Here is a 17,247-nt window from a genome sequence, read left to right as displayed (position 1 = left end):
GCCGCAAAGGGGCAAGCCCGGAATCCATAACCGCGACTGGCGCTGACGCGCATCGTTCACCTCTTCTTCCACCCGCCCCTTCGCCCCGGTGCACCACCCGTCGATTTCGGCGCCGGCCCAAACTCCGGCCCGGACTGCCGCGAGTCTGTCGGCTGGATGATCCGGCTGGTGCTGCCGAACGGCTTTGCCGGCAGGCTCGGGCTTGGCCGGTAGGGCAGCGACTCCGGGCCGTGCATCTCGTCGAGATGCGGCTTGTGCACGCGTGAGCCCTTGCCGCCGCCGGCTTTGAGGGCGGTTGCGGCGCTCTTGTTCTTCATGGCGCTGACGGGGAGGTTGGCGGCCTCGCCGTATTTCTTCGCCCCCGCATAGGCGCCGGCCTTGGTCGCGACGGTGCGCTGCTTTGCGGTGGGGTCGTCGACGACGGCGAGCTCGGTGGCGCGCAGGCGCTTGACTTCGTCGCGCAGGCGGGCGGCTTCCTCGAAGTTCAGATCGGCCGCGGCCTCGCGCATCCGCGTTTCCAAATCGGCGAGCACGGCTTCGAAATTGTGGCCGATCGAGATGACGTCGTCGGTCATGTCGTGGCCGCCGACCTCGACCAGCACGTGGTCGCGCTCGTAAACGGAGTTGAGGATGTCGCCGATCTGTTTCTTCACGCTCTCCGGCGTGATGCCGTTGGCATTGTTGTACTCGACCTGCTTCTCGCGGCGGCGGTTGGTCTCGGCGATGGCGCGCTCCATCGAGCCGGTCATGCTGTCGGCGTAGAGGATCACCTTGCCGTCGACGTTGCGCGCGGCGCGGCCGATGGTCTGGATCAGCGAGGTCTCGCTGCGCAAAAAGCCTTCCTTGTCGGCGTCAAGGATCGCGACCAGCGCGCATTCGGGAATGTCGAGGCCTTCGCGCAAGAGGTTGATGCCGACCAGCGCGTCGAACGCGCCGAGGCGCAAATCCCTGATGATCTCGATGCGCTCGATGGTGTCGATGTCGCTGTGCATGTAACGGACGCGAATGCCTTGCTCGTGCAGATATTCGGTGAGGTCCTCGGCCATGCGCTTCGTCAGCACCGTGATCAACGAGCGGTAGCCCGCCTGCGCGGTGGCGCGAACCTCGCCGACGAGATCGTCGACCTGGGTGCGGGCAGGGCGAATATCAACGGGTGGATCAATAAGCCCCGTGGGGCGGATGACCTGCTCGACGAACACGCCGCCGCTCTCGTTCAGCTCCCAGCCGCCCGGCGTCGCCGACACCGCGATGGTCTGCGGCCGCATCATGTCCCACTCCTCGAAGCGGAGCGGGCGGTTATCCATGCAGGAGGGCAGGCGAAAACCGTATTCGGCCAGCGTCGCCTTGCGGCGGAAGTCGCCGCGGAACATGGCGCCGATCTGCGGGATGGTGACGTGGCTTTCGTCGGCGAAGATCAGGGCGTTGTCGGGCACGTATTCGAACAGCGTCGGCGGCGGCTCGCCGGGACGCCGTCCGGTGAGATAGCGCGAATAGTTCTCGATGCCGGCGCAGCTTCCGGTCGCCTCCATCATCTCGAGGTCGAAGGTGGTCCGCTGCTCCAGCCGCTGCGCTTCCAGAAGGCGGCCCTGGTTATGGAGCTGGTCGAGCCGCTGCTTCAATTCGAACTTGATCGACTTGATCGCCTGCACCAAGGTTGGGCGCGGCGTCACATAGTGCGAATTGGCGTACATCTTGATGAATTCGAGTTCGTCCTGCTTGTGGCCGGTGAGCGGGTCGAATTCCTCGATCTGTTCGATGGTGTCCCCGAACAGGTTCACGCGCCAGGCGCGGTCCTCATAGTGCGCCGGGAAGATGTCGATGACATCGCCGCGGACACGGAACGTGCCGCGGGTAAAATCGGCCTGGGTACGCTTGTACTGGAGCGCGACGAGATCGGCGATCAGCTGGCGCTGGTCGATGCGCTCGCCCTTCTTCAGCGCAAAGGTCATCGCGGTGTAGGTCTCGACCGAGCCGATACCGTAGATGCAGGACACCGATGCGACGATGATGACGTCGTCGCGTTCGAGCAGCGCGCGCGTCGCCGAGTGGCGCATGCGGTCGATCTGCTCGTTGATGGACGAGTCCTTCTCTATGTACGTGTCCGTGCGAGGGACATAGGCTTCCGGCTGGTAGTAGTCGTAGTAGCTGACGAAATACTCGACCGCGTTGTCGGGAAAAAAGTTCTTGAACTCGCCATAGAGCTGCGCGGCGAGCGTCTTGTTCGGTGCGAGGATCAGCGCGGGGCGCTGCGTCGCCTCGATCACCTTGGCCATGGTGTAGGTCTTGCCGGAGCCGGTGACGCCGAGCAGCACTTGGCTGCGGTCGTTGCGCTCGATGCCCTCGACCAGCTCCTTGATGGCGGTCGGCTGGTCGCCCTTGGGCTCGTAGGACGATTTGATTTCGAAGCGCACGCCGCCTTCGGACTTTTCCGGGCGCGGCGGACGGTGCGGCGTCCACACCTTCATGGAGCCGTCGTCCTTGCGGAACTCCGGCCGGCCCTCGCGGATCAGCGCTTCGAGCGCGTCGGCGGTGGCCTTGACGCCGAGCGCCTCCATCTTGGAGCGCGGCGGGCGCGCCAGCGCTTCGGCATCGTCTTCCTCGGTGGGCAGGCCGAGCTGCCGCGCCAGTTCCGGATCGAGCATCGGGATCGTGGCCGCGGTGCCGTAATTGGCCTGCGGTGCCTCGTCAAAGCCTTCGGTCGAGGCGCGAGCCCTCGGCGGCTGCGGATTGGGCCGCAGCGGCATCGGCTTTGCAGTATTCTTGGCCGTGTCCTGCGGAAACTCCTTCGGCGTCGAGGCGCGAGCACGATGCGCCGCGGCCTCGCCGCCGGCGCGGCGGTCGCGTGAATTGTCCGGCGGCGGCTGCAGCCCGGTGCCCGATCCCAGCCCGGCATCGCCGCGATTGATCGCGGGATTGAGCAGCTCGGCCAGCGCCGGCCCGATCGGCTGCACGTCAGGCCGATGAGCCTTCGAGTTGGGAGCTTTGGATTTCGGGGATTTGGGGGGAGCAGGTTTCTTCGCCATGAGGCGAATATGGGACGAGTCCGCCCCTCAATAAAGGGCGAATGCCCTGATACGTTCAGGCTGCTGACAGCAGGTTGGCAGCAGGCTGCGATGTCACGCGGCCGGCCGTGGGCCCCCGTCGTCGCCTGCCTGATGCGGCTTCAGGATGTCGAGATGGATGCCGCCGCAATCGGTACAGCGCATGGTCCAGTACTCGCATCCGGCGCGACCGCCGATCACACGGAGCACCGCGAGATCGCCGTCGCATTCCGGGCATTTCGACAGCACGCTGCGGCCATAGATCCGGGGCCGCGGTGTGTCTTCGAATTCCATCACTGACATGACCGGTTCCCTGTTGTACCTCGCTGCTGCTGGTCCCTCGGGAATCGGCTTATTGGTCGTCGCTGTTGGCCCGACGGCGGAAACGATCGATGTGGTGCTTGGCGTCGGCGATCGCGGCGTCGCGGTCGGGCCAGGCGAAGCCGACTTCCATAGCCGGAAACAGCACGCCGTCGATGGCAAGCGGGCTGAAATCGGCGCGCCGGATCCGGGCGTGCCAGAGGCCTTTGCCGGCCTCGAAGGATTCAATGTCAAAGCCGTCGTAGAGGGTCGTCATTGGTAGTCCCCAAATGCTCTTGTCGGAGGGTTAGAGGACCACGTTTGCCCGGTTCGGTATGTGAAGCCGTTCACATGCGCCCGGCTTTTTCACCCGAACGGGTGAAGGATCAGCCGCGTCCGGCCCGGCTCAGCCGTCGCGGGCGGGCTGCGGGTTCCGCCGCAGCGCGCATGATCCAGCGGCGGAACGCGGCGAAGTCGCGCTGCTCGGTCTGGAAGCTGCGATAAACGAGATACCAGCGCATGCCCTTGGGCACCGAGAGATCGAAGGGCGCCACCAGCCGGCCGGCGGCGATGTCGTCGTCGATATAGGGCCGGATGCCCATGGCGATGCCGAGGCCGTCGGCGGCGGCCTGCAGCGCCTGGCCGTAGAACTGGAACTCGGGTCCGCGCGGAGTGATGCGGGTGAGGTTGGCGGCCTTGAGCCAGATCGGCCAGTCCTCCGGCGAATGCTCGACGCGGATCAGGCTCGGGCCCTTGAGGTCGGCGGGGCGCTTCAACGACGTGGCGAGGCGCGGCACGCAGACGGGGGTGAGGTCGCCGGCGAACAGCGGCTCAGCGACGAGGCCGGGCCAGTCGCCGGTGCCGAGCTTGATGCCGCAGCTCCAGTCCTCACCGAACGGCACCAAGGCGCCACCGGTGGTGAAGCGCACCTCGATGTCCGGCTCCTCGCTGCGAAACTCCGATAGGCGCGGGATCAGCCAGCGCATCGCGAAGGTGTGGCCGACGCCGATGGTGAGCACGCGCATGCCGGACGGCGCCGTCACTTGCGCGGTGAGGCTCGCCAGCGCGTCGAAGATCGGCGTCAGTCCGCTCTGATAGGCGCGGCCGGCCTGCGTCAGCACCAGCCGGTTGGCCTTGCGCTCGAACAGCGCGACGCCGAGCCGCTCTTCCAGCAGATGCACCATGCGGCTGACGGCGGCCGCCGACACGCTGAGCTCGAGCCCGGCCGCAGCAAAGCTGCCGGTCCGCGCCGCCGCCTCGAATGCCTTGATGCCGTTGAGAAACAGCAGCCGCCGCAAATGTCCGACCCTCAGGAAAGCTGATGCCAGGCCAAGATAACTCAGTTTGCGGAGAACGGGCAAGCGAGGCACAAACATCAGCGTAATTCGTGCCGATTTGTTGAGGGCGGGCGCGGTCCCTTCGCCTCTCCCCGGAGTGAAACAGTCTGCGTCCCTGACGTTGAACCACCGCAGGAGAATTTTCACGTGACGCCCATCATGATCGCTGCCCTTGGATTGCTGATGGTGGCCACCGCGTTCCTGTCGGGGCTGTTCGGCATGGCGGGCGGGCTGATCCTGATCGGTGTTCTCCTGGCGCTGATGCCACTGCCGACCGCGATGGTGCTGCATGCGATCACGCAGATGGCCTCGAACGGCTGGCGCGCGTTCCTGTGGCGGGCGCATATCCGCTGGCGGCCGGTCGCGAACTACATGGTCGGCGCTGCCACCGCGCTCGCGGCGTGGTCGCTCACACGTTACGTGCCGGACAAGCCGGTCGCGCTGCTGATGCTGGGCGCGACGCCGTTCATGGCGCGGCTGCTGCCGGCGAACATCAAGCCGGACCCCGACCGTCTTTGGCAGGGCACGGTCTACGGCACGGTCTGCATGGGCCTGATGCTGATGACCGGCGTCTCCGGTCCGCTGCTCGACACCTTCTTCCTCGGCGGCGATTTCGGCCGGCGTGAGAAGGTCGCGACCAAGGCGATGTGCCAGCTCATCAGCCATTTCACAAAACTGATCTATTTCGGCGGCGTGATCGATCAGGCCGCGAGCCTCGATCCTCTGCTCGCCGGCGTCGCGATCGCAGCCTCGATGCTCGGCACTACGCTCGCACGGCGCATTCTCGAAGCCATGACCGATCAGCAATTCGTGGCCTGGTCGAACAGGCTGATCACCACTATCGCCTGCTACTATATCGCCTATGGCGGCTGGCTCCAGCTTCGCGCGCCGGTGCTGGCCGCCTTTGCCAAAGGTGGCTTGCAATAAAGGGAGGCTTGCAATGAGCGAGACGGCCGATCCGTTGGTGCTTGATTTCGTCGAATGGGTCGCGCGCGAGCCCCGCGCCTATGCCGAGGTGATCGCGACCTGGAAGACCTCGTGCCCGCGCCTCACCATCTGGGAGGACGCCAGTGAGCGCGGCTACGTCGCCCGAGCAACGCTGCCCGGTATCGGGCTGGTCATCGCAGTGACGGAAGGCGGCGAGAAATTGCTGCGCACCAACGGGCGGTGAGTTCGACGGCTCTCGCCGGAGTGCTAAAGCATGATCCGGAAAAGTGCGCAGCGGTTTTCCCTCGCGACAAACGCGGAACGCGTTTGCGCGGAGATCATGCTCAAACAACATATAAAGCGCGATGACGATTCATCCTGATCTCATCGTGCGTTAGCGCGAAGGCGCCGCCAGCCGTGGCCGGATGATCTCGACCATGCGTTCAGCCGAGGTGCCCGGCGGAAAGAAGCCGAGATATTTTCCGTCGCGACCCATGAGATAGATGAAGGATGTGTGGTCGACCGTGTAGTCGCCGGCGTCCTTGCCGATCGGGATCTTGGCAAAATAGACCTTGTAGGCCTCTGCCGCTGCCGCAATGGCATCAAGGCTGCCGGTCAGCCCGAGCAGCCGCGGATGAAACATCGGGACGTATTCGGCAAGATGCTCAGCCGTGTCGCGTTCGGGATCGACGGTGATGAAGACCGGCTGCACGGCGTCGGCATCCGGCCCGAGCTGCTCGAGCGCCTGTCCGATGGCCATGAGGTCGGTCGGACAGACGTCGGGGCAGTAGGTGAAACCGAAATAGACCAGCATCAGCCGCCCGCGGAATTCGCGGTCGCTGCGTCGTTTGCCGGTCTGGTCGATCAGCTCGAACGGCCCGCCGACCGGCTCCCGATTCCACATCAGGATGTCCATGGTCTCCGCGGCCGAGCGCGCCTGCGCCGCTCCCGCGCAGGCGAGCGCCAACATCACGCAGAGCCAGGCGCTGGGCATCACAGCCCGAAGGTAAGGCGGCTGCCCGTGGTCGTCATCAACACCTTGCCCTCCATCTGGGCATTGGCTTCCTGCGCGAAGTTGAGGCCGCTGCAATGCATGGGCACCACGACGTCAGGATCGAGCGCCTTGATCTCGCTCACGACCTGCGTGAGGTAGTCCTTGGGCGCCGGGCCGAGATGGAAGCCGCCGACGATCGCGTGCACCTTCTGGATGCCCGACACCTCCTGCGCCTGCTTCACCAAATTGACGATGCCGACATGGCCGCAGGACGAGATCACGACGAGGCCGAGATCCCGCACGTTGAAGCAGGTGGCGTGCTCGTGGATGTGCTCGTCGGGCACGATCTTGCCGTCCATCTCCGCGGGCAGATAGTGGCCGACATTGCAGCCCAGCCCGTCCTTGATGCCGAACTCGACCAGCGTGTTCGGCAGCACGCGCTCGCTGCTGCGGCGTGTGATCTTGCCGGTGGTGAAGGCATGGTCCGCGATCACGGTCGGCGTTTCGCACAGCACGGTCGTCACCTTCTGCGCCGCGAGCTGGCGGCGGTCGAGCGTGCCGAAATCGGCGAACTGCCCCTGCGTCGGCGTCGGGTTGAGACGATGGCAGAAATTGTCCTCGCCGCCCGCATAGAGCTTGAGGTCAGCCGGCAGCTTGTCGCGGAACTTGTCGAGGAAGCCGTTCAGGCCGCCGAAATGATCGTAGTGGCCGTGGCTGACGATCAGCGCATTGAGCTTGGCCGGATCGACGCCGATCAGCGCCATGTTGTTGAGCAGCACCTCGGGCGTGTAGCCGTAGTCCAGCATCAGCGTGCGCTGGTTGCCGCCGCCCTCGGATTCCAGCCAGAGCGACAGGCCCCATTCATTGTGCAGCGACTTGCGGAAATCGCCGCCGCGCGCAGCCGGCGCGATCGAGACGCCGTTGATCTGCTTGGGACGGAAGAACAGGTCGAAACTCGAATCCACGAGAACGCGGATCGAGAGCTTGTCGACGGTTGGAACGGCGATCGGCGCAGCGCTCGTGATCTCGATGCAGGTGAAGGCATTGGCGGCCGCAGCGCCGGCGAATGCGGCCGCGCCAAGGAGGAAATCGCGCCGTGGAATGGTCCTGGTCATTGCCATGCCTCCCCCCTGTTCGAAATGCCCGAGCTTAGGTCCAATCCGAGGCCGGCTCAATAAACAACGGTCGCTCCGGCGCGAGGGCGAGCGAGGTCATCGGTTACCCCGTCACACCCGGACACCGGCGACAGCACAGTTTTCTTGCGCTCGCTGCCATGAAGACTACTCTGTTCGGCAGTTGCAGCAATGGGATTGATCATGTCACTGAAACTCTTCGAACTCGTCGGCACCGATGCGGCGCGCCCCTTTAGCCCATATTGCTGGCGCGCGCGGATGGCGCTGGCGCATAAGGGCCTGTCGGCGGAATCGCTGCCCTGGCGCTTCACCGAGAAGAGCGCGATCGCGCCGCATGGCTCGGAGAAGGTTCCGGTGCTCTTGCATCACGACAAGCCCGTGGTCGATTCCTGGGCGATCGCGAACTATCTCGAAGACAATTTTCCGGATCGCGCGTCGCTGTTCGGCGGCGAAGGTGGCCGCACCATGGCCCGCATGATCAATGCGTGGGGCGACATCGCCATCGTGGGCGGCATCTTTCCGCTGATCGTCGCCGACATCCCGAAGCATCTGGCCGAAGCCGATGCCGCCTATTTCCGCCAGACGCGCGAGGCGCGTTTTGGCGGCAAGAGCCTGGAAGCGGTGATGGCGAGCCGCGATACCGGCGTGGTCGCCTTCCGCAAGTCGCTGGAGGTGATGCGGCAGACTCTAAAGAAGCAGCCTTTCATCGGCGGCAGCGCGCCGAACTATGCCGATTACATCGTGTTCGGCGGTTTCCAATGGGCGCGGGTGACGAGCCCCTTCAAGCTGCTGGAGGCGGATGATCCGATCTACGCCTGGCGCGAGAAGCTGCTCGACGCGTTCGACGGCATGGCGCGCAAGTCGCCGGGACATCAGGTGTAGGGCACACTCTCCACTGTCGTCCCTGCGAACGCAATGCGGGCGCAGGGACCCACACCGCGTGATCTCTCGGGCGCGCTTGGTATGAGTACCGGACGACGGGTCTTAGCCAAACCTCTCCCTGGGGTTATGGGTCCCTGCTTTCGCAGGGACGACAGCGAGGGTGTGGTGATCCTCCCGCGCTCAACGCGCAGTGCTCGCCGCTTCCGCCGCCTTCCTTAAGCACTCCCGGCACTGACAATCTTCACTCATGACCGGCATCGGCAGCTTTGCGGTTTCCTCCGCGCACCAGCAATTGCCCGAGAGATCGCAGCCGAACTCGGTGCCGCAGCGGGAGCAGGCGAGGCGGCGAAGTTCCGGCGCCGGTGATTCTTTCGGAATTGTCATGATTTACGCAAAAGCTTCGACGTCATTTTCATGTCGGGTTCATCTGCCGCTGCGGTATATTAGAGCATGATCCGGAAAAGTGCGCAGCGGTTTTCCGAAAAGATCATGCTCAAACAACAACCTTAAGCGCGATGATGCTAATCTCATCGCGCTTTAGGCGCCGCGCACCTATTGGGAAAGCGGTTGGCAAGGCGCGAAGGACAAATCGATGACCCGCGATTCGCAAGCCGCGCTCGTCGCGCTCAACCGCTTCGGCTTCGGCGCCCGCGGCGGTGCATCGGGCGATCTCATCAATGCGGCCTCCGACCCCAGGGGGTTCGTGAAGGCTGAGCTGGCCCGTCCCAATGGCGTGCTGCTGGAGGCGCCGGGCCTGCAGTCGACGCCGCAACTCGGGCAGGCGGTGTTTGCGTATCAGGACGAGGTCAAGCAGGCGCGTGAGGCGGCCGCCAAGGCCGGCACGCCGCCCGAAGCGCCATCGGATCAGAAGCCGGGGCTGCGCCGCAATCTCTCGCTGAGCACTGCCGCAACCGAGATCGCCGGCCAGATGACCGATGCGAAGCCTGTCGACACCGCGGCAAAGCCCGAGACGATGCAACCGAACGCGCTCCCGCCGGCGGCCGCAAAGCCCGCGCCGCAGCCGCTCAACGTCATCCAGAAGACCTTTCGTGCCGAGGCGCTGGCGCGCCTGCAGCGCGCGACGCTGGTCGAGTGCGGCTTCACCGAGCGTCTGGTCGTGTTCTGGTCCAACCATTTCTGCATCTCCGCCAGCAAGGGCGAGCTGGCGCGGATCTGGGCCGGCGCGTTCGAGCGCGAGGCGATCCGCCCGCACGTGCTCGGGCGTTTCGCTGATATGCTGAAGGCGGTCGAGCAGCATCCGGCGATGCTGTTCTTCCTCGACAACCAGCAATCGCTGGGTCCGGACTCGCGCGCGGGGCAGAACCGCAAGCGCGGACTGAACGAAAATCTCGCGCGCGAGATCATGGAGCTGCACACGCTTGGTGTCGGCGGCGGCTACACCCAGGAGGACGTCACCTCGCTCGCCCGCATCATCACGGGGTGGACCTTTGCCGGCCGCCAAGGGCAACTGGGAACGCCCGGCTCCTTCGTCTTCAACACCAATGCGCATCAGCCGGGACCGCAGGTGCTGCTCGGCAAGACCTACGAGCCGGCGGGCCTCGCGCAAGGCGAGGCTGCGCTCGCCGACATCGCGCGCCATCCCTCGACGGCGAATTTCATCGCGACAAAATTCGTCCGCCATTTCGTGGCGGACGATCCGCCGCCGGCCTTGGTGGCGCGGCTGCGCGACGTCTTCGTCAGGACCGACGGCGATCTCAAGGCGCTCGCCACCGCGCTGGTCGATTCCGACGAAGCGTGGAAGGCGCCGCTGACCAAGATGCGCAGCCCCTATGATTTCCTGGTCGCGAGCGGCCGGCTGCTCGCGCGCGTGCCGGAGGATCCCGGCGCCTATCTCAACAATCTCAATCTGCTGGGACAGCCGCTGTGGTCGCCGGCCGGCCCCAACGGTTTCCCGGATACCAGCGCGGCATGGGCCGCGCCCGAAGGCATCAAGCTGAGGCTCGACATCGCCGCGCAAATCGGCGCCCGCCTCGGCAACAACATCGATCCGCTCGACCTGCTTGAATTTGCCGCAGCGGACGCCGCGTCCGTCGAAACCCGCAAAACCATCGAGCGCGCGGAATCGCGCCAGCAGGCGCTGGCGCTCTTGCTTATGTCCCCGGAAATGCAGAGGAGATGAAGATGATCGACTGCGCCGAGAACCGGCTCCTCACCTCGCGCCGCGGCCTCTTGCTCGGCGGCGCCTCCTTCGCTGCCTGGGCCTATTTGCCGAAATTCGCGCGCGCGGCCGACGGGCGCGATCCCAGGATGATTGTCGTGATCCTGCGCGGCGCCCTCGATGGGCTCTCGACCGTCGCGCCGGTCGGCGATCCCGACTATGCCGGCCTGCACGGCTCGATCGCGCTCGCCGCGGATGGCGCGCATCCCGCAATCATGCTCGACAGTTTCTTCGCGCTGCATCCGTCAATGCCGGAGTTCGCACGGATGTATCGCGACGGACATGCCGCAGTGATCCATGCGGTCGCAACGCCCTATCGCGACCGTTCGCATTTCGACGGCCAGGACGTGCTCGAAAGCGGCTATGCCGGCCCGGGCCGCGTGCAATCCGGCTGGCTCAACCGCGCGCTGGAAGCGCTGCCGCGCGGCGAGCGCGTGTCGAACGGGCTTGCGGTCGGCCCGACCACGCCGCTGGTGCTGCGCGGCAATGCGCCGACCGTCGGTTGGGCGCCGGTGGCGCTGCCGCAGGCCGACGACGACACCGCAATTCGGCTCGCCGATCTCTACCGCCATCGTGATCCCGCGCTTGCTGCGGCGCTGTCGCAAGGCCTCCAGCTCGAGAAGGCTGCGAGCGGCGATGACATGAAGCGCAAGCCCGGCAATCAGGTTGCGCAGATGCGCCAGGTCGCGCGCGGCGCCGCCAAGCTGATGGCGGCGGACGACGGCCCGCGCATCGCCGCGCTCGCCTTCGACGGCTGGGACACGCATGCGAATGAAGGCGGCCCGGTCGGGCGCCTCGCCTTCCTGCTCGGCGGCCTCGACGGCGCGCTTGCCGAATTCGAAAGCGGACTTGGCGATCGCTGGCGCGACACGGCCATCGTCGTCGCCACTGAATTCGGCCGCACCGCGCGCATCAATGGCACCGACGGCACCGATCACGGCACCGCCACCATCGCGCTCCTCGCCGGCGGCGCCGTCAAAGGCGGCCGTGTCATCTCGGATTGGCCCGGTTTGAAGCCCGCGAACCTCTACGAGGGTCGCGATCTCAAGCCGACGGCAGATCTGCGCTCCGTGATCAAGGGCGTGCTGCAGGGCCAGTTTGGTTTGTCCGACCGTGTGCTGGCGGAAAACGTGTTCCCGGACAGCGCGGCGGCACGGCCGATGAAGGACCTGGTTGCCTAGCCTCTCCCCGCTCTTGGTGGGGAGAGGTCGGATTGCGCAGCAATCCGGGTGAGGGGCAGGGCATGCTGTTGCAAAGAGGGGAGTCCATCCGACTCCCACATTGACGGTGCGCGCATCGTCCGCTTCGCTTACATTCAGGCCGAACTCGCGGAGGCAGCCGCTCACCCCGCCCTTTCCCCGTAAGAACAGGGCGAGGGAGTGAGAGGGCAATGCGTGCCTGACAATTCCAAGCTTAAGGAGACCTCAACCCATGTACATCGCCATGAACCGCTTCCGCGTCGCCAAGGGCTCTGAGTCCGCCTTCGAGCAGGTCTGGCTCTCGCGCGATACGCATTTGGACAAGGTGCCGGGCTTCGTTGAATTCCATCTGCTGCGCGGGCCTGAGCTCGAGGACCACACGCTCTACGCCTCGCATACCGTGTGGGCGAACCATGCCGCGTTCGAGGCCTGGACCAAGTCGGAGGCGTTTCGTGCCGCGCATCACAAGGCTGGCGACAACAAGCCGCTCTATCTCGGCCATCCCCAATTCGAAGGCTTCGAGGTGATGCAGACGGTGAGGCGCGGCGCCAAGTAGTGCCACTTCAGAGTCAGCCCAGCGTGATCCTGTCGATCTCGGACATCTCCTCCGCGCTGAGCTTCCAGGCGATCGCCTTGACGTTCTGCTCGATCTGTTCGACGCGGGTCGCGCCCGCGATCACGCTCGACACCTGCGGGCGGGCTGCGAGCCAGGAGAAGGCGAGCTCCAGCATGCTGTGTCCGCGGGACGTCGCAAACGCCTGGAGCTTCTCGACGATATCCTCGTTGCGCGGCGTGACGTAGCGGTCGCGCAGCCGCGGCACCTTGCCGAAGCGGCTATCGTCGGGCGCAGCTTCGCCCTTCTTGTATTTGCCGGTGAGCAGCCCGCTGGCGAGCGGGAAGAACGGCAACAGGCCAAGCTTGTACTCTTGCGCAGCCGGCAGCAGATCCTTCTCGATGTCACGCACCACCAGCGAATATTCGTCCTGGCAGGAAACGAAGCGGCTGACATTCATCGCGCGTGCGACGTATTCGGCTTCCGCGACGCGCCAGGCCGGAAAGTTCGAATTGCCGATGTAGCGCACCTTGCCCTGGCGGACGAGATCGTCGAGCGCGCGCAGGCTCTCTTCGATCGGCGTCAGCGGGTCGTAGTCGTGCTGCTGGTAGAGATCGATGTAGTCGGTCTTCAGCCGCTTCAGGCTCGCTTCCACGGCTTCCATGATGTAGCGGCGCGAGGCGCCCTGCTTGGTGCCGTCCTCGGCCATGGGCTTCGAATATTTCGTCGCCAGCACGATGTCCTTGCGGCGGTCGCCCAGGACGGTGCCGAGCACCGTCTCCGAGCCGCCCATGTTGGAATAGATGTCGGCGGTGTCGAACAGCGTGATGCCGAGATCGAGCGCGCGATGGATCACCTTGCGCGAGGTCTCGAGATCGGTGCGCTGGCCGAAATTGTTGCAGCCGAGCCCGACCGCGGACACGCGAAGGCCGGAGGCGCCGAGATTGCGAATTTCCATGAGAGATCCCCGTGAGAGATGAGCCGCGGTGCATTGTGAAGGCGGCCTGCCCCAGCGGCAAGCCGTTGCCTGCGGTGCTGCCATGCGGGCAAAAAAATGCGGCCCCTGTCAGACGCGGCGACTGACGGGGACCGCTTTGGGGCGCTTGATCGGTGACGGGGGGCCTGATCAGACGCAGCAGCAACTTAGTCCCGGTGTGTTACGCGCCGGTGACAGGTGGAGTTATCCACAGGCCGCGTGGTCCGGGAAAAGGCGGCTAAAATCAGAAGATCTTGCGATAGACAATGAAGCCGGAGCGTTCCGCGACCTTGTCGTACAGGCTTTGCGCGGTGACGTTTGTCTCGTGCGTCTGCCAGTAGACCCGTGGCGATCCCGCAAGCTTGGCGCGCTCGTAGACGCCGTAGATCAGCGCCGAGGCGACGCCCTTGCCGCGCGCCGCTTCCAGCGTGAACAGGTCCTGCAGATAGCAGGACGGCTCGATCGCGGTGGTGCTGCGATGGAACAGATAGTGCGTCAGTCCGAGCAGCTTGCCGTCGCTCTCGGCGACCAGCGCATGCACCGGCTCATAGGCGTCGAAGAAGCGCTGCCACGTCACCTTCGTGATCTCGGGCGCCAGCGCGGTCGGGCCCGAGCGGCCGTAGAAAGCGTTGTAGCCGTCCCACAGCGGCAGCCATTGATCGTAATCCTGCTTGGTGACGGCGCGAATGGTGAGAGACATGTGAAGATCCTGCGAGCATTGAACGTCATTCATAAGGGATGTTCGCGCAGATGATCAAATGTCTTTGCGCGACGGCTGGATATTCAGTCGTGGCGACGGTGTGCCATGCCCCTCACCCGGATTGCTTCGCACCTCTTTCCGCGGAAGGGCGGGCTATCGCGATATGCGTAACGCTGCAGGTTCGTTGTGTCTTGTGAGTAGCCAATCCCTCCACAAACTCGTCATGCCCGGGCTTGTCCCGGGCATCCACGTCTTGTTTTGCCGGAGTGAAGACGTGGATGGCCGGGACAAGCCCGGCCATGACGATGTGGAAACGGTAGCGCCAAAAATGACGCCTGCCGCGGAAGGGCGGGGGAGAGGTTAAGACGAGCAACGCTCGCTTGAGTGAGGGTTGTCTCCGCGGGCGCCGGAAGGCGATGTTCTTGGGCTAAAGCACCCTCATTCCGCCACGCGCAGATACCGGATCAGCTTGCGGTTCGTGGGATCGCGCAGCGAACGGTAGTAGTCGGCGCGCTCCGGCGCATCGGTGTGGCGCACGAGGTCGGTCACTGGCGTTTAGCTCAGCATGCGGCCGCCGTCGGGCAGCGCTGTGCAGACGAAGCGCAGCACCTCGCCGTTGCGCAGCTTGATGTTGATCGGCGTGGCGTCGCCGATCCGCACCATCTCCATGCGCTGCGCGATGAAAGTGCCGAGCTCGTCCTCGGGCAGCTCGAACGCGCCGGTGTCGCGGCCGTGATACATCAGCGCGATGAAGGGCGGCTTGCCGGCGGCGATTTCGTCCGGCAGCGCAAAATAATCGCGGAACGCGCGGTTGATGAATTCGGCTCGCGTCTCGGTATCGAGCAGCACGATGCCGATGTCGACCTGGTCGAGCGCGGCCGACAACCGCGCGGCGGTGGCGTGGCTTTGGCGCTCGGCGGCGAATGTGGCGAGCAGCCGCTCGCGCATCAGGCCGGTGATGCCTGCGGTGCCGAAGGCGGTCACGGCGAGGAGGCCGACCAGGTCGGCCGCAGCATGGAAGGACATGGCGCGATGGCCGAGGCAGAACAGCGCCGCGCCGATCACGGCGAGTGCCGCGCTGGTCATCGCGGAGGCGAAACCCGACAACGCGCCGGCAAGCGCGACGACGCAGACGAACACAGGCGCTGGCGAGGGAACGACAATGGTGCGATCGAGTAGGATCGCGAGCAGCGCAATGGCTGCCGTCAGCACCGGACCGGAGATCGCGCGCCATCCGAACCGCATCTCGTTCCTCCCTGAACGAGTAGGGCGGTCAGATTGGCCTACGGTAGCACGAGCGCAATCCGATTTCGTGCGGTGCGCTTAACAGGCGCTTGCGGTTCCGGGAAAAGCTTTCGGATGATTTAGAGCGTTTTCGAGCGACGTGGATATCGGTTCACGTCAAGAAAACGCGTCAACACGAGAATCGAGAGCCCCGTTCCGATTCGCGCGCTGTTGCTGCGCGGGGACATTCAACGTCGACGTTCCCGATCCCTTACGCGTGCCGACCAAAATCAGCAGCGATGCCGCGACCAGGATGGCCGCAGTCAGGGTGATTGCAACGATGACCACAGGCGATTTCATCGACGTCCTGTCGCGATGCCGGTTGGCGCGGGCCACGCGGCGCCTTGAAGGCTGGTCGAGGATGAGACGGGAATCAGACCGGCAGGCCCATCGCCATCGTGGCCTTGGTCGACAGCACCGTCAGGGTGACGATCAGGCACAGCGAGAGCGCGGCGACGGCGAGCGAGGCCGCGACCGCGTTGGTCAGCCGGGAAGACGAAACGGTATCGGTATGGCCCTGAAAGCCTGCCGTGCCGGACGCCCGAATCATGGTTTAAATCCTTCAACGTGCGAGCGAATCACCCGCGACATCGAACAATTTCACTATTTCAACGGGCAATATTGCGGCGGCTATCGCGCCGAAAATGGCGAGATTGCGGCGAGGATGAACCTTATACCCGCCATTCGCCAGCTCGGGTGCGTCGTCAGGCGCCCGCGGCGATGCTGGCGGGGTCGTCGATGTCGGCCGGCCGCCAGTCCATCGACACGAAGCCGGGCGTGGCTTCCACCCGCTTCAGCCACTCCCGGATCGCCGGGAAAGCCTGGAGGTCGAAATCGCAGCGATCGGCAAGGTGGGTGTAGCCGTACAGCGCGATGTCGGCGACCGTGAGCTGGCGGGCGGCGAAATAGGCGTTGGCCTTGAGATGATTCTCCATCACTTGCAGCGCGCCATAGCCGCGCTCCATCCAGTCCTCCAGCGCGTGCGTCTGCAGGTCGCGGCCGCCCTTGACCAGCGACAGCCAGAAATAGGCGGCGCCGATGTTCGGCTCGAGCGCGTGCTGCTCGAAGAACATCCATTGCAGCGCCTCGGCCCGGTCGATGCGGTTCTCCGGCGCGAGCGGCGTGCCGACGGCGACGTACCAGAGGATCGCGTTGGACTCGGCGAGAAAGCGGCCGTCGCCGACCTCGAGCAGCGGCACCTGGCCCGACGGATTCTTCGTCAGAAAATCCGGCGTGCGGCTTTCGCCGCGCAGAATGTCCACCTCGATCGCTTCGTAGGGCACGTTGAGCAGCGCCAGCGCAAGGCGGACCTTGTAGCTGTTGCCCGAGCGTTGCATCGAATAGAGCTTGTACATTCGGGGAGTTTCGAATCCGTGGATAGGGAAGGCGCGGCACGTGTTGCCCCGCAGCGCGGGTAAACAATGATGCCGATGCGAATCCGCCGCAAGGGCCAGCCGATAGAAAAACTCGAAAACCCTACCGCACTGCAACGCCGAGGAAGATCATTTCCGCGCGATGATGCAAATGAGTTGACGCGTGCGTCAACGCACGGGATGCATTCGACCGTGCATTGTGTGAAACGGTTGAGCGGCCAGTGACAGGGCGCTGAAATATCCACATCGTCATGGCCGGGCATAGCCGTCCAAAGGACGGCGTCGCTTCCACTCGCCTATGACCCGGCCATTCACGTCTTGCTTGGCTTACTTGACGCACGAAGAACATGGATGCCCGGGACAAGCCCG

General features: G+C 64.9%; 18 protein-coding genes and 1 pseudogene. 6 read left to right on the top strand and 13 right to left on the bottom strand.

Annotation, left to right across the window (positions count from 1 at the left end; translation table 11 throughout):
* Nucleotides 1–56 precede the first annotated feature (56 nt).
* The 4 genes from uvrB to AC5V87_RS34850 all read right to left on the bottom strand — a co-directional run bounded on the left by uvrB (nucleotide 57) and on the right by AC5V87_RS34850 (nucleotide 4,639).
* Nucleotides 57–3,023, bottom strand: a complete 2,967-nt coding sequence (gene uvrB / locus AC5V87_RS34865) for an excinuclease ABC subunit UvrB (RefSeq protein ID WP_495369185.1) — start codon at nucleotides 3,021–3,023, stop codon at nucleotides 57–59.
* A 93-nt stretch (nucleotides 3,024–3,116) separates the two neighbouring features.
* Complete coding sequence (locus AC5V87_RS34860) at nucleotides 3,117–3,344, bottom strand: hypothetical protein (RefSeq protein ID WP_456842614.1); 228 nt, start codon at nucleotides 3,342–3,344, stop codon at nucleotides 3,117–3,119.
* A 49-nt stretch (nucleotides 3,345–3,393) separates the two neighbouring features.
* On the bottom strand, nucleotides 3,394–3,618 hold the full coding sequence (locus AC5V87_RS34855; RefSeq protein WP_456842615.1) for a hypothetical protein: 225 nt from the start codon (nucleotides 3,616–3,618) through the stop codon (nucleotides 3,394–3,396).
* 109 nt (nucleotides 3,619–3,727) lie between these two features.
* A complete protein-coding gene (locus AC5V87_RS34850; RefSeq protein WP_456842616.1) occupies nucleotides 3,728–4,639 on the bottom strand; it encodes a LysR substrate-binding domain-containing protein in 912 nt (303 codons plus the stop codon).
* A gap of 186 nt (nucleotides 4,640–4,825) precedes the next feature.
* Here AC5V87_RS34850 and AC5V87_RS34845 point away from each other — a divergent pair, with 186 nt between their 5' ends.
* Nucleotides 4,826–5,605, top strand: coding sequence for a TSUP family transporter (locus tag AC5V87_RS34845; RefSeq protein ID WP_456842617.1), 780 nt, complete (start codon nucleotides 4,826–4,828; stop codon nucleotides 5,603–5,605).
* 13 nt (nucleotides 5,606–5,618) lie between these two features.
* Nucleotides 5,619–5,849: a hypothetical protein gene (locus AC5V87_RS34840; RefSeq protein WP_456842618.1), complete on the top strand. Its 231-nt coding sequence runs from the start codon at nucleotides 5,619–5,621 to the stop codon at nucleotides 5,847–5,849.
* A gap of 150 nt (nucleotides 5,850–5,999) precedes the next feature.
* Here the strand turns inward: AC5V87_RS34840 and AC5V87_RS34835 are convergent, their stop codons facing one another.
* A complete protein-coding gene (locus AC5V87_RS34835; RefSeq protein WP_456842619.1) occupies nucleotides 6,000–6,599 on the bottom strand; it encodes an SCO family protein in 600 nt (199 codons plus the stop codon).
* The gene (locus tag AC5V87_RS34830; protein ID WP_495369184.1) at nucleotides 6,599–7,714 is read right to left on the bottom strand and encodes an MBL fold metallo-hydrolase; all 1,116 of its coding nucleotides are present in this window, start codon (nucleotides 7,712–7,714) and stop codon (nucleotides 6,599–6,601) included. The genes AC5V87_RS34835 and AC5V87_RS34830 overlap by 1 nt, the downstream gene beginning before the upstream one ends.
* Nucleotides 7,715–7,915: 201 nt before the next feature.
* Between AC5V87_RS34830 and AC5V87_RS34825 the strand changes: the two genes are divergently transcribed.
* The gene (locus tag AC5V87_RS34825; RefSeq protein WP_495369183.1) at nucleotides 7,916–8,614 is read left to right on the top strand and encodes a glutathione S-transferase family protein; all 699 of its coding nucleotides are present in this window, start codon (nucleotides 7,916–7,918) and stop codon (nucleotides 8,612–8,614) included.
* 180 nt (nucleotides 8,615–8,794) lie between these two features.
* On the opposite strand, the gene AC5V87_RS34820 is transcribed toward AC5V87_RS34825, so the two are convergent.
* Nucleotides 8,795–8,998: a cysteine-rich CWC family protein gene (locus AC5V87_RS34820; protein WP_495369182.1), complete on the bottom strand. Its 204-nt coding sequence runs from the start codon at nucleotides 8,996–8,998 to the stop codon at nucleotides 8,795–8,797.
* A gap of 208 nt (nucleotides 8,999–9,206) precedes the next feature.
* On the opposite strand from AC5V87_RS34820, the gene AC5V87_RS34815 reads away from it, so the two are divergent.
* From AC5V87_RS34815 to hmuQ, 3 genes are all read left to right on the top strand, one after another.
* Nucleotides 9,207–10,754 carry a DUF1800 domain-containing protein gene (locus AC5V87_RS34815; protein ID WP_495369181.1) on the top strand — a complete coding sequence of 516 codons (1,548 nt, stop codon included), beginning with the start codon at nucleotides 9,207–9,209 and terminating at the stop codon, nucleotides 10,752–10,754.
* Nucleotides 10,755–10,756: 2 nt separating this feature from the next.
* Nucleotides 10,757–11,974 carry a DUF1501 domain-containing protein gene (locus AC5V87_RS34810; protein WP_495369180.1) on the top strand — a complete coding sequence of 406 codons (1,218 nt, stop codon included), beginning with the start codon at nucleotides 10,757–10,759 and terminating at the stop codon, nucleotides 11,972–11,974.
* 250 nt (nucleotides 11,975–12,224) lie between these two features.
* Nucleotides 12,225–12,548: a heme-degrading protein HmuQ gene (gene hmuQ / locus AC5V87_RS34805; RefSeq protein WP_456842625.1), complete on the top strand. Its 324-nt coding sequence runs from the start codon at nucleotides 12,225–12,227 to the stop codon at nucleotides 12,546–12,548.
* A 13-nt stretch (nucleotides 12,549–12,561) separates the two neighbouring features.
* Here the strand turns inward: hmuQ and AC5V87_RS34800 are convergent, their stop codons facing one another.
* The 6 genes and pseudogenes from AC5V87_RS34800 to AC5V87_RS34775 all read right to left on the bottom strand — a co-directional run bounded on the left by AC5V87_RS34800 (nucleotide 12,562) and on the right by AC5V87_RS34775 (nucleotide 16,860).
* Nucleotides 12,562–13,503, bottom strand: coding sequence for an aldo/keto reductase (locus tag AC5V87_RS34800; RefSeq protein ID WP_456842626.1), 942 nt, complete (start codon nucleotides 13,501–13,503; stop codon nucleotides 12,562–12,564).
* A 262-nt stretch (nucleotides 13,504–13,765) separates the two neighbouring features.
* Nucleotides 13,766–14,221: a GNAT family N-acetyltransferase gene (locus tag AC5V87_RS34795; protein ID WP_092215395.1), complete on the bottom strand. Its 456-nt coding sequence runs from the start codon at nucleotides 14,219–14,221 to the stop codon at nucleotides 13,766–13,768.
* A gap of 438 nt (nucleotides 14,222–14,659) precedes the next feature.
* Nucleotides 14,660–15,466 (bottom strand): annotated as a pseudogene (locus AC5V87_RS34790) (PAS-domain containing protein).
* Between the two features lie 156 nt (nucleotides 15,467–15,622).
* Nucleotides 15,623–15,805 carry a hypothetical protein gene (locus AC5V87_RS34785; RefSeq protein ID WP_456843535.1) on the bottom strand — a complete coding sequence of 61 codons (183 nt, stop codon included), beginning with the start codon at nucleotides 15,803–15,805 and terminating at the stop codon, nucleotides 15,623–15,625.
* 73 nt (nucleotides 15,806–15,878) lie between these two features.
* Complete coding sequence (locus AC5V87_RS34780; protein WP_167336551.1) at nucleotides 15,879–16,055, bottom strand: hypothetical protein; 177 nt, start codon at nucleotides 16,053–16,055, stop codon at nucleotides 15,879–15,881.
* 154 nt (nucleotides 16,056–16,209) lie between these two features.
* Nucleotides 16,210–16,860: a glutathione S-transferase family protein gene (locus AC5V87_RS34775; RefSeq protein WP_456842628.1), complete on the bottom strand. Its 651-nt coding sequence runs from the start codon at nucleotides 16,858–16,860 to the stop codon at nucleotides 16,210–16,212.
* Between the last annotated feature and the right edge of the window lie 387 nt (nucleotides 16,861–17,247).

The organism is Bradyrhizobium sp. SOJA106 (assembly GCF_059448745.1).
This window is presented reverse-complemented; position numbering and strand designations above follow the sequence as displayed.

Coding starts and splice junctions, on each gene's coding strand:
- uvrB (WP_495369185.1), bottom strand. CDS start 3,023: ATGGCGAAGAAACCTGCTCCCCCCAAATCCCCGAAATCCAAAGCTCCC.
- AC5V87_RS34860 (WP_456842614.1), bottom strand. CDS start 3,344: ATGTCAGTGATGGAATTCGAAGACACACCGCGGCCCCGGATCTATGGC.
- AC5V87_RS34855 (WP_456842615.1), bottom strand. CDS start 3,618: ATGACGACCCTCTACGACGGCTTTGACATTGAATCCTTCGAGGCCGGC.
- AC5V87_RS34840 (WP_456842618.1), top strand. CDS start 5,619: ATGAGCGAGACGGCCGATCCGTTGGTGCTTGATTTCGTCGAATGGGTC.
- AC5V87_RS34835 (WP_456842619.1), bottom strand. CDS start 6,599: ATGCCCAGCGCCTGGCTCTGCGTGATGTTGGCGCTCGCCTGCGCGGGA.
- AC5V87_RS34830 (WP_495369184.1), bottom strand. CDS start 7,714: ATGACCAGGACCATTCCACGGCGCGATTTCCTCCTTGGCGCGGCCGCA.
- AC5V87_RS34825 (WP_495369183.1), top strand. CDS start 7,916: ATGTCACTGAAACTCTTCGAACTCGTCGGCACCGATGCGGCGCGCCCC.
- AC5V87_RS34820 (WP_495369182.1), bottom strand. CDS start 8,998: ATGACAATTCCGAAAGAATCACCGGCGCCGGAACTTCGCCGCCTCGCC.
- AC5V87_RS34815 (WP_495369181.1), top strand. CDS start 9,207: ATGACCCGCGATTCGCAAGCCGCGCTCGTCGCGCTCAACCGCTTCGGC.
- AC5V87_RS34810 (WP_495369180.1), top strand. CDS start 10,757: ATGATCGACTGCGCCGAGAACCGGCTCCTCACCTCGCGCCGCGGCCTC.
- hmuQ (WP_456842625.1), top strand. CDS start 12,225: ATGTACATCGCCATGAACCGCTTCCGCGTCGCCAAGGGCTCTGAGTCC.
- AC5V87_RS34800 (WP_456842626.1), bottom strand. CDS start 13,503: ATGGAAATTCGCAATCTCGGCGCCTCCGGCCTTCGCGTGTCCGCGGTC.
- AC5V87_RS34795 (WP_092215395.1), bottom strand. CDS start 14,221: ATGTCTCTCACCATTCGCGCCGTCACCAAGCAGGATTACGATCAATGG.
- AC5V87_RS34785 (WP_456843535.1), bottom strand. CDS start 15,805: ATGAAATCGCCTGTGGTCATCGTTGCAATCACCCTGACTGCGGCCATC.
- AC5V87_RS34780 (WP_167336551.1), bottom strand. CDS start 16,055: ATGATTCGGGCGTCCGGCACGGCAGGCTTTCAGGGCCATACCGATACC.
- AC5V87_RS34775 (WP_456842628.1), bottom strand. CDS start 16,860: ATGTACAAGCTCTATTCGATGCAACGCTCGGGCAACAGCTACAAGGTC.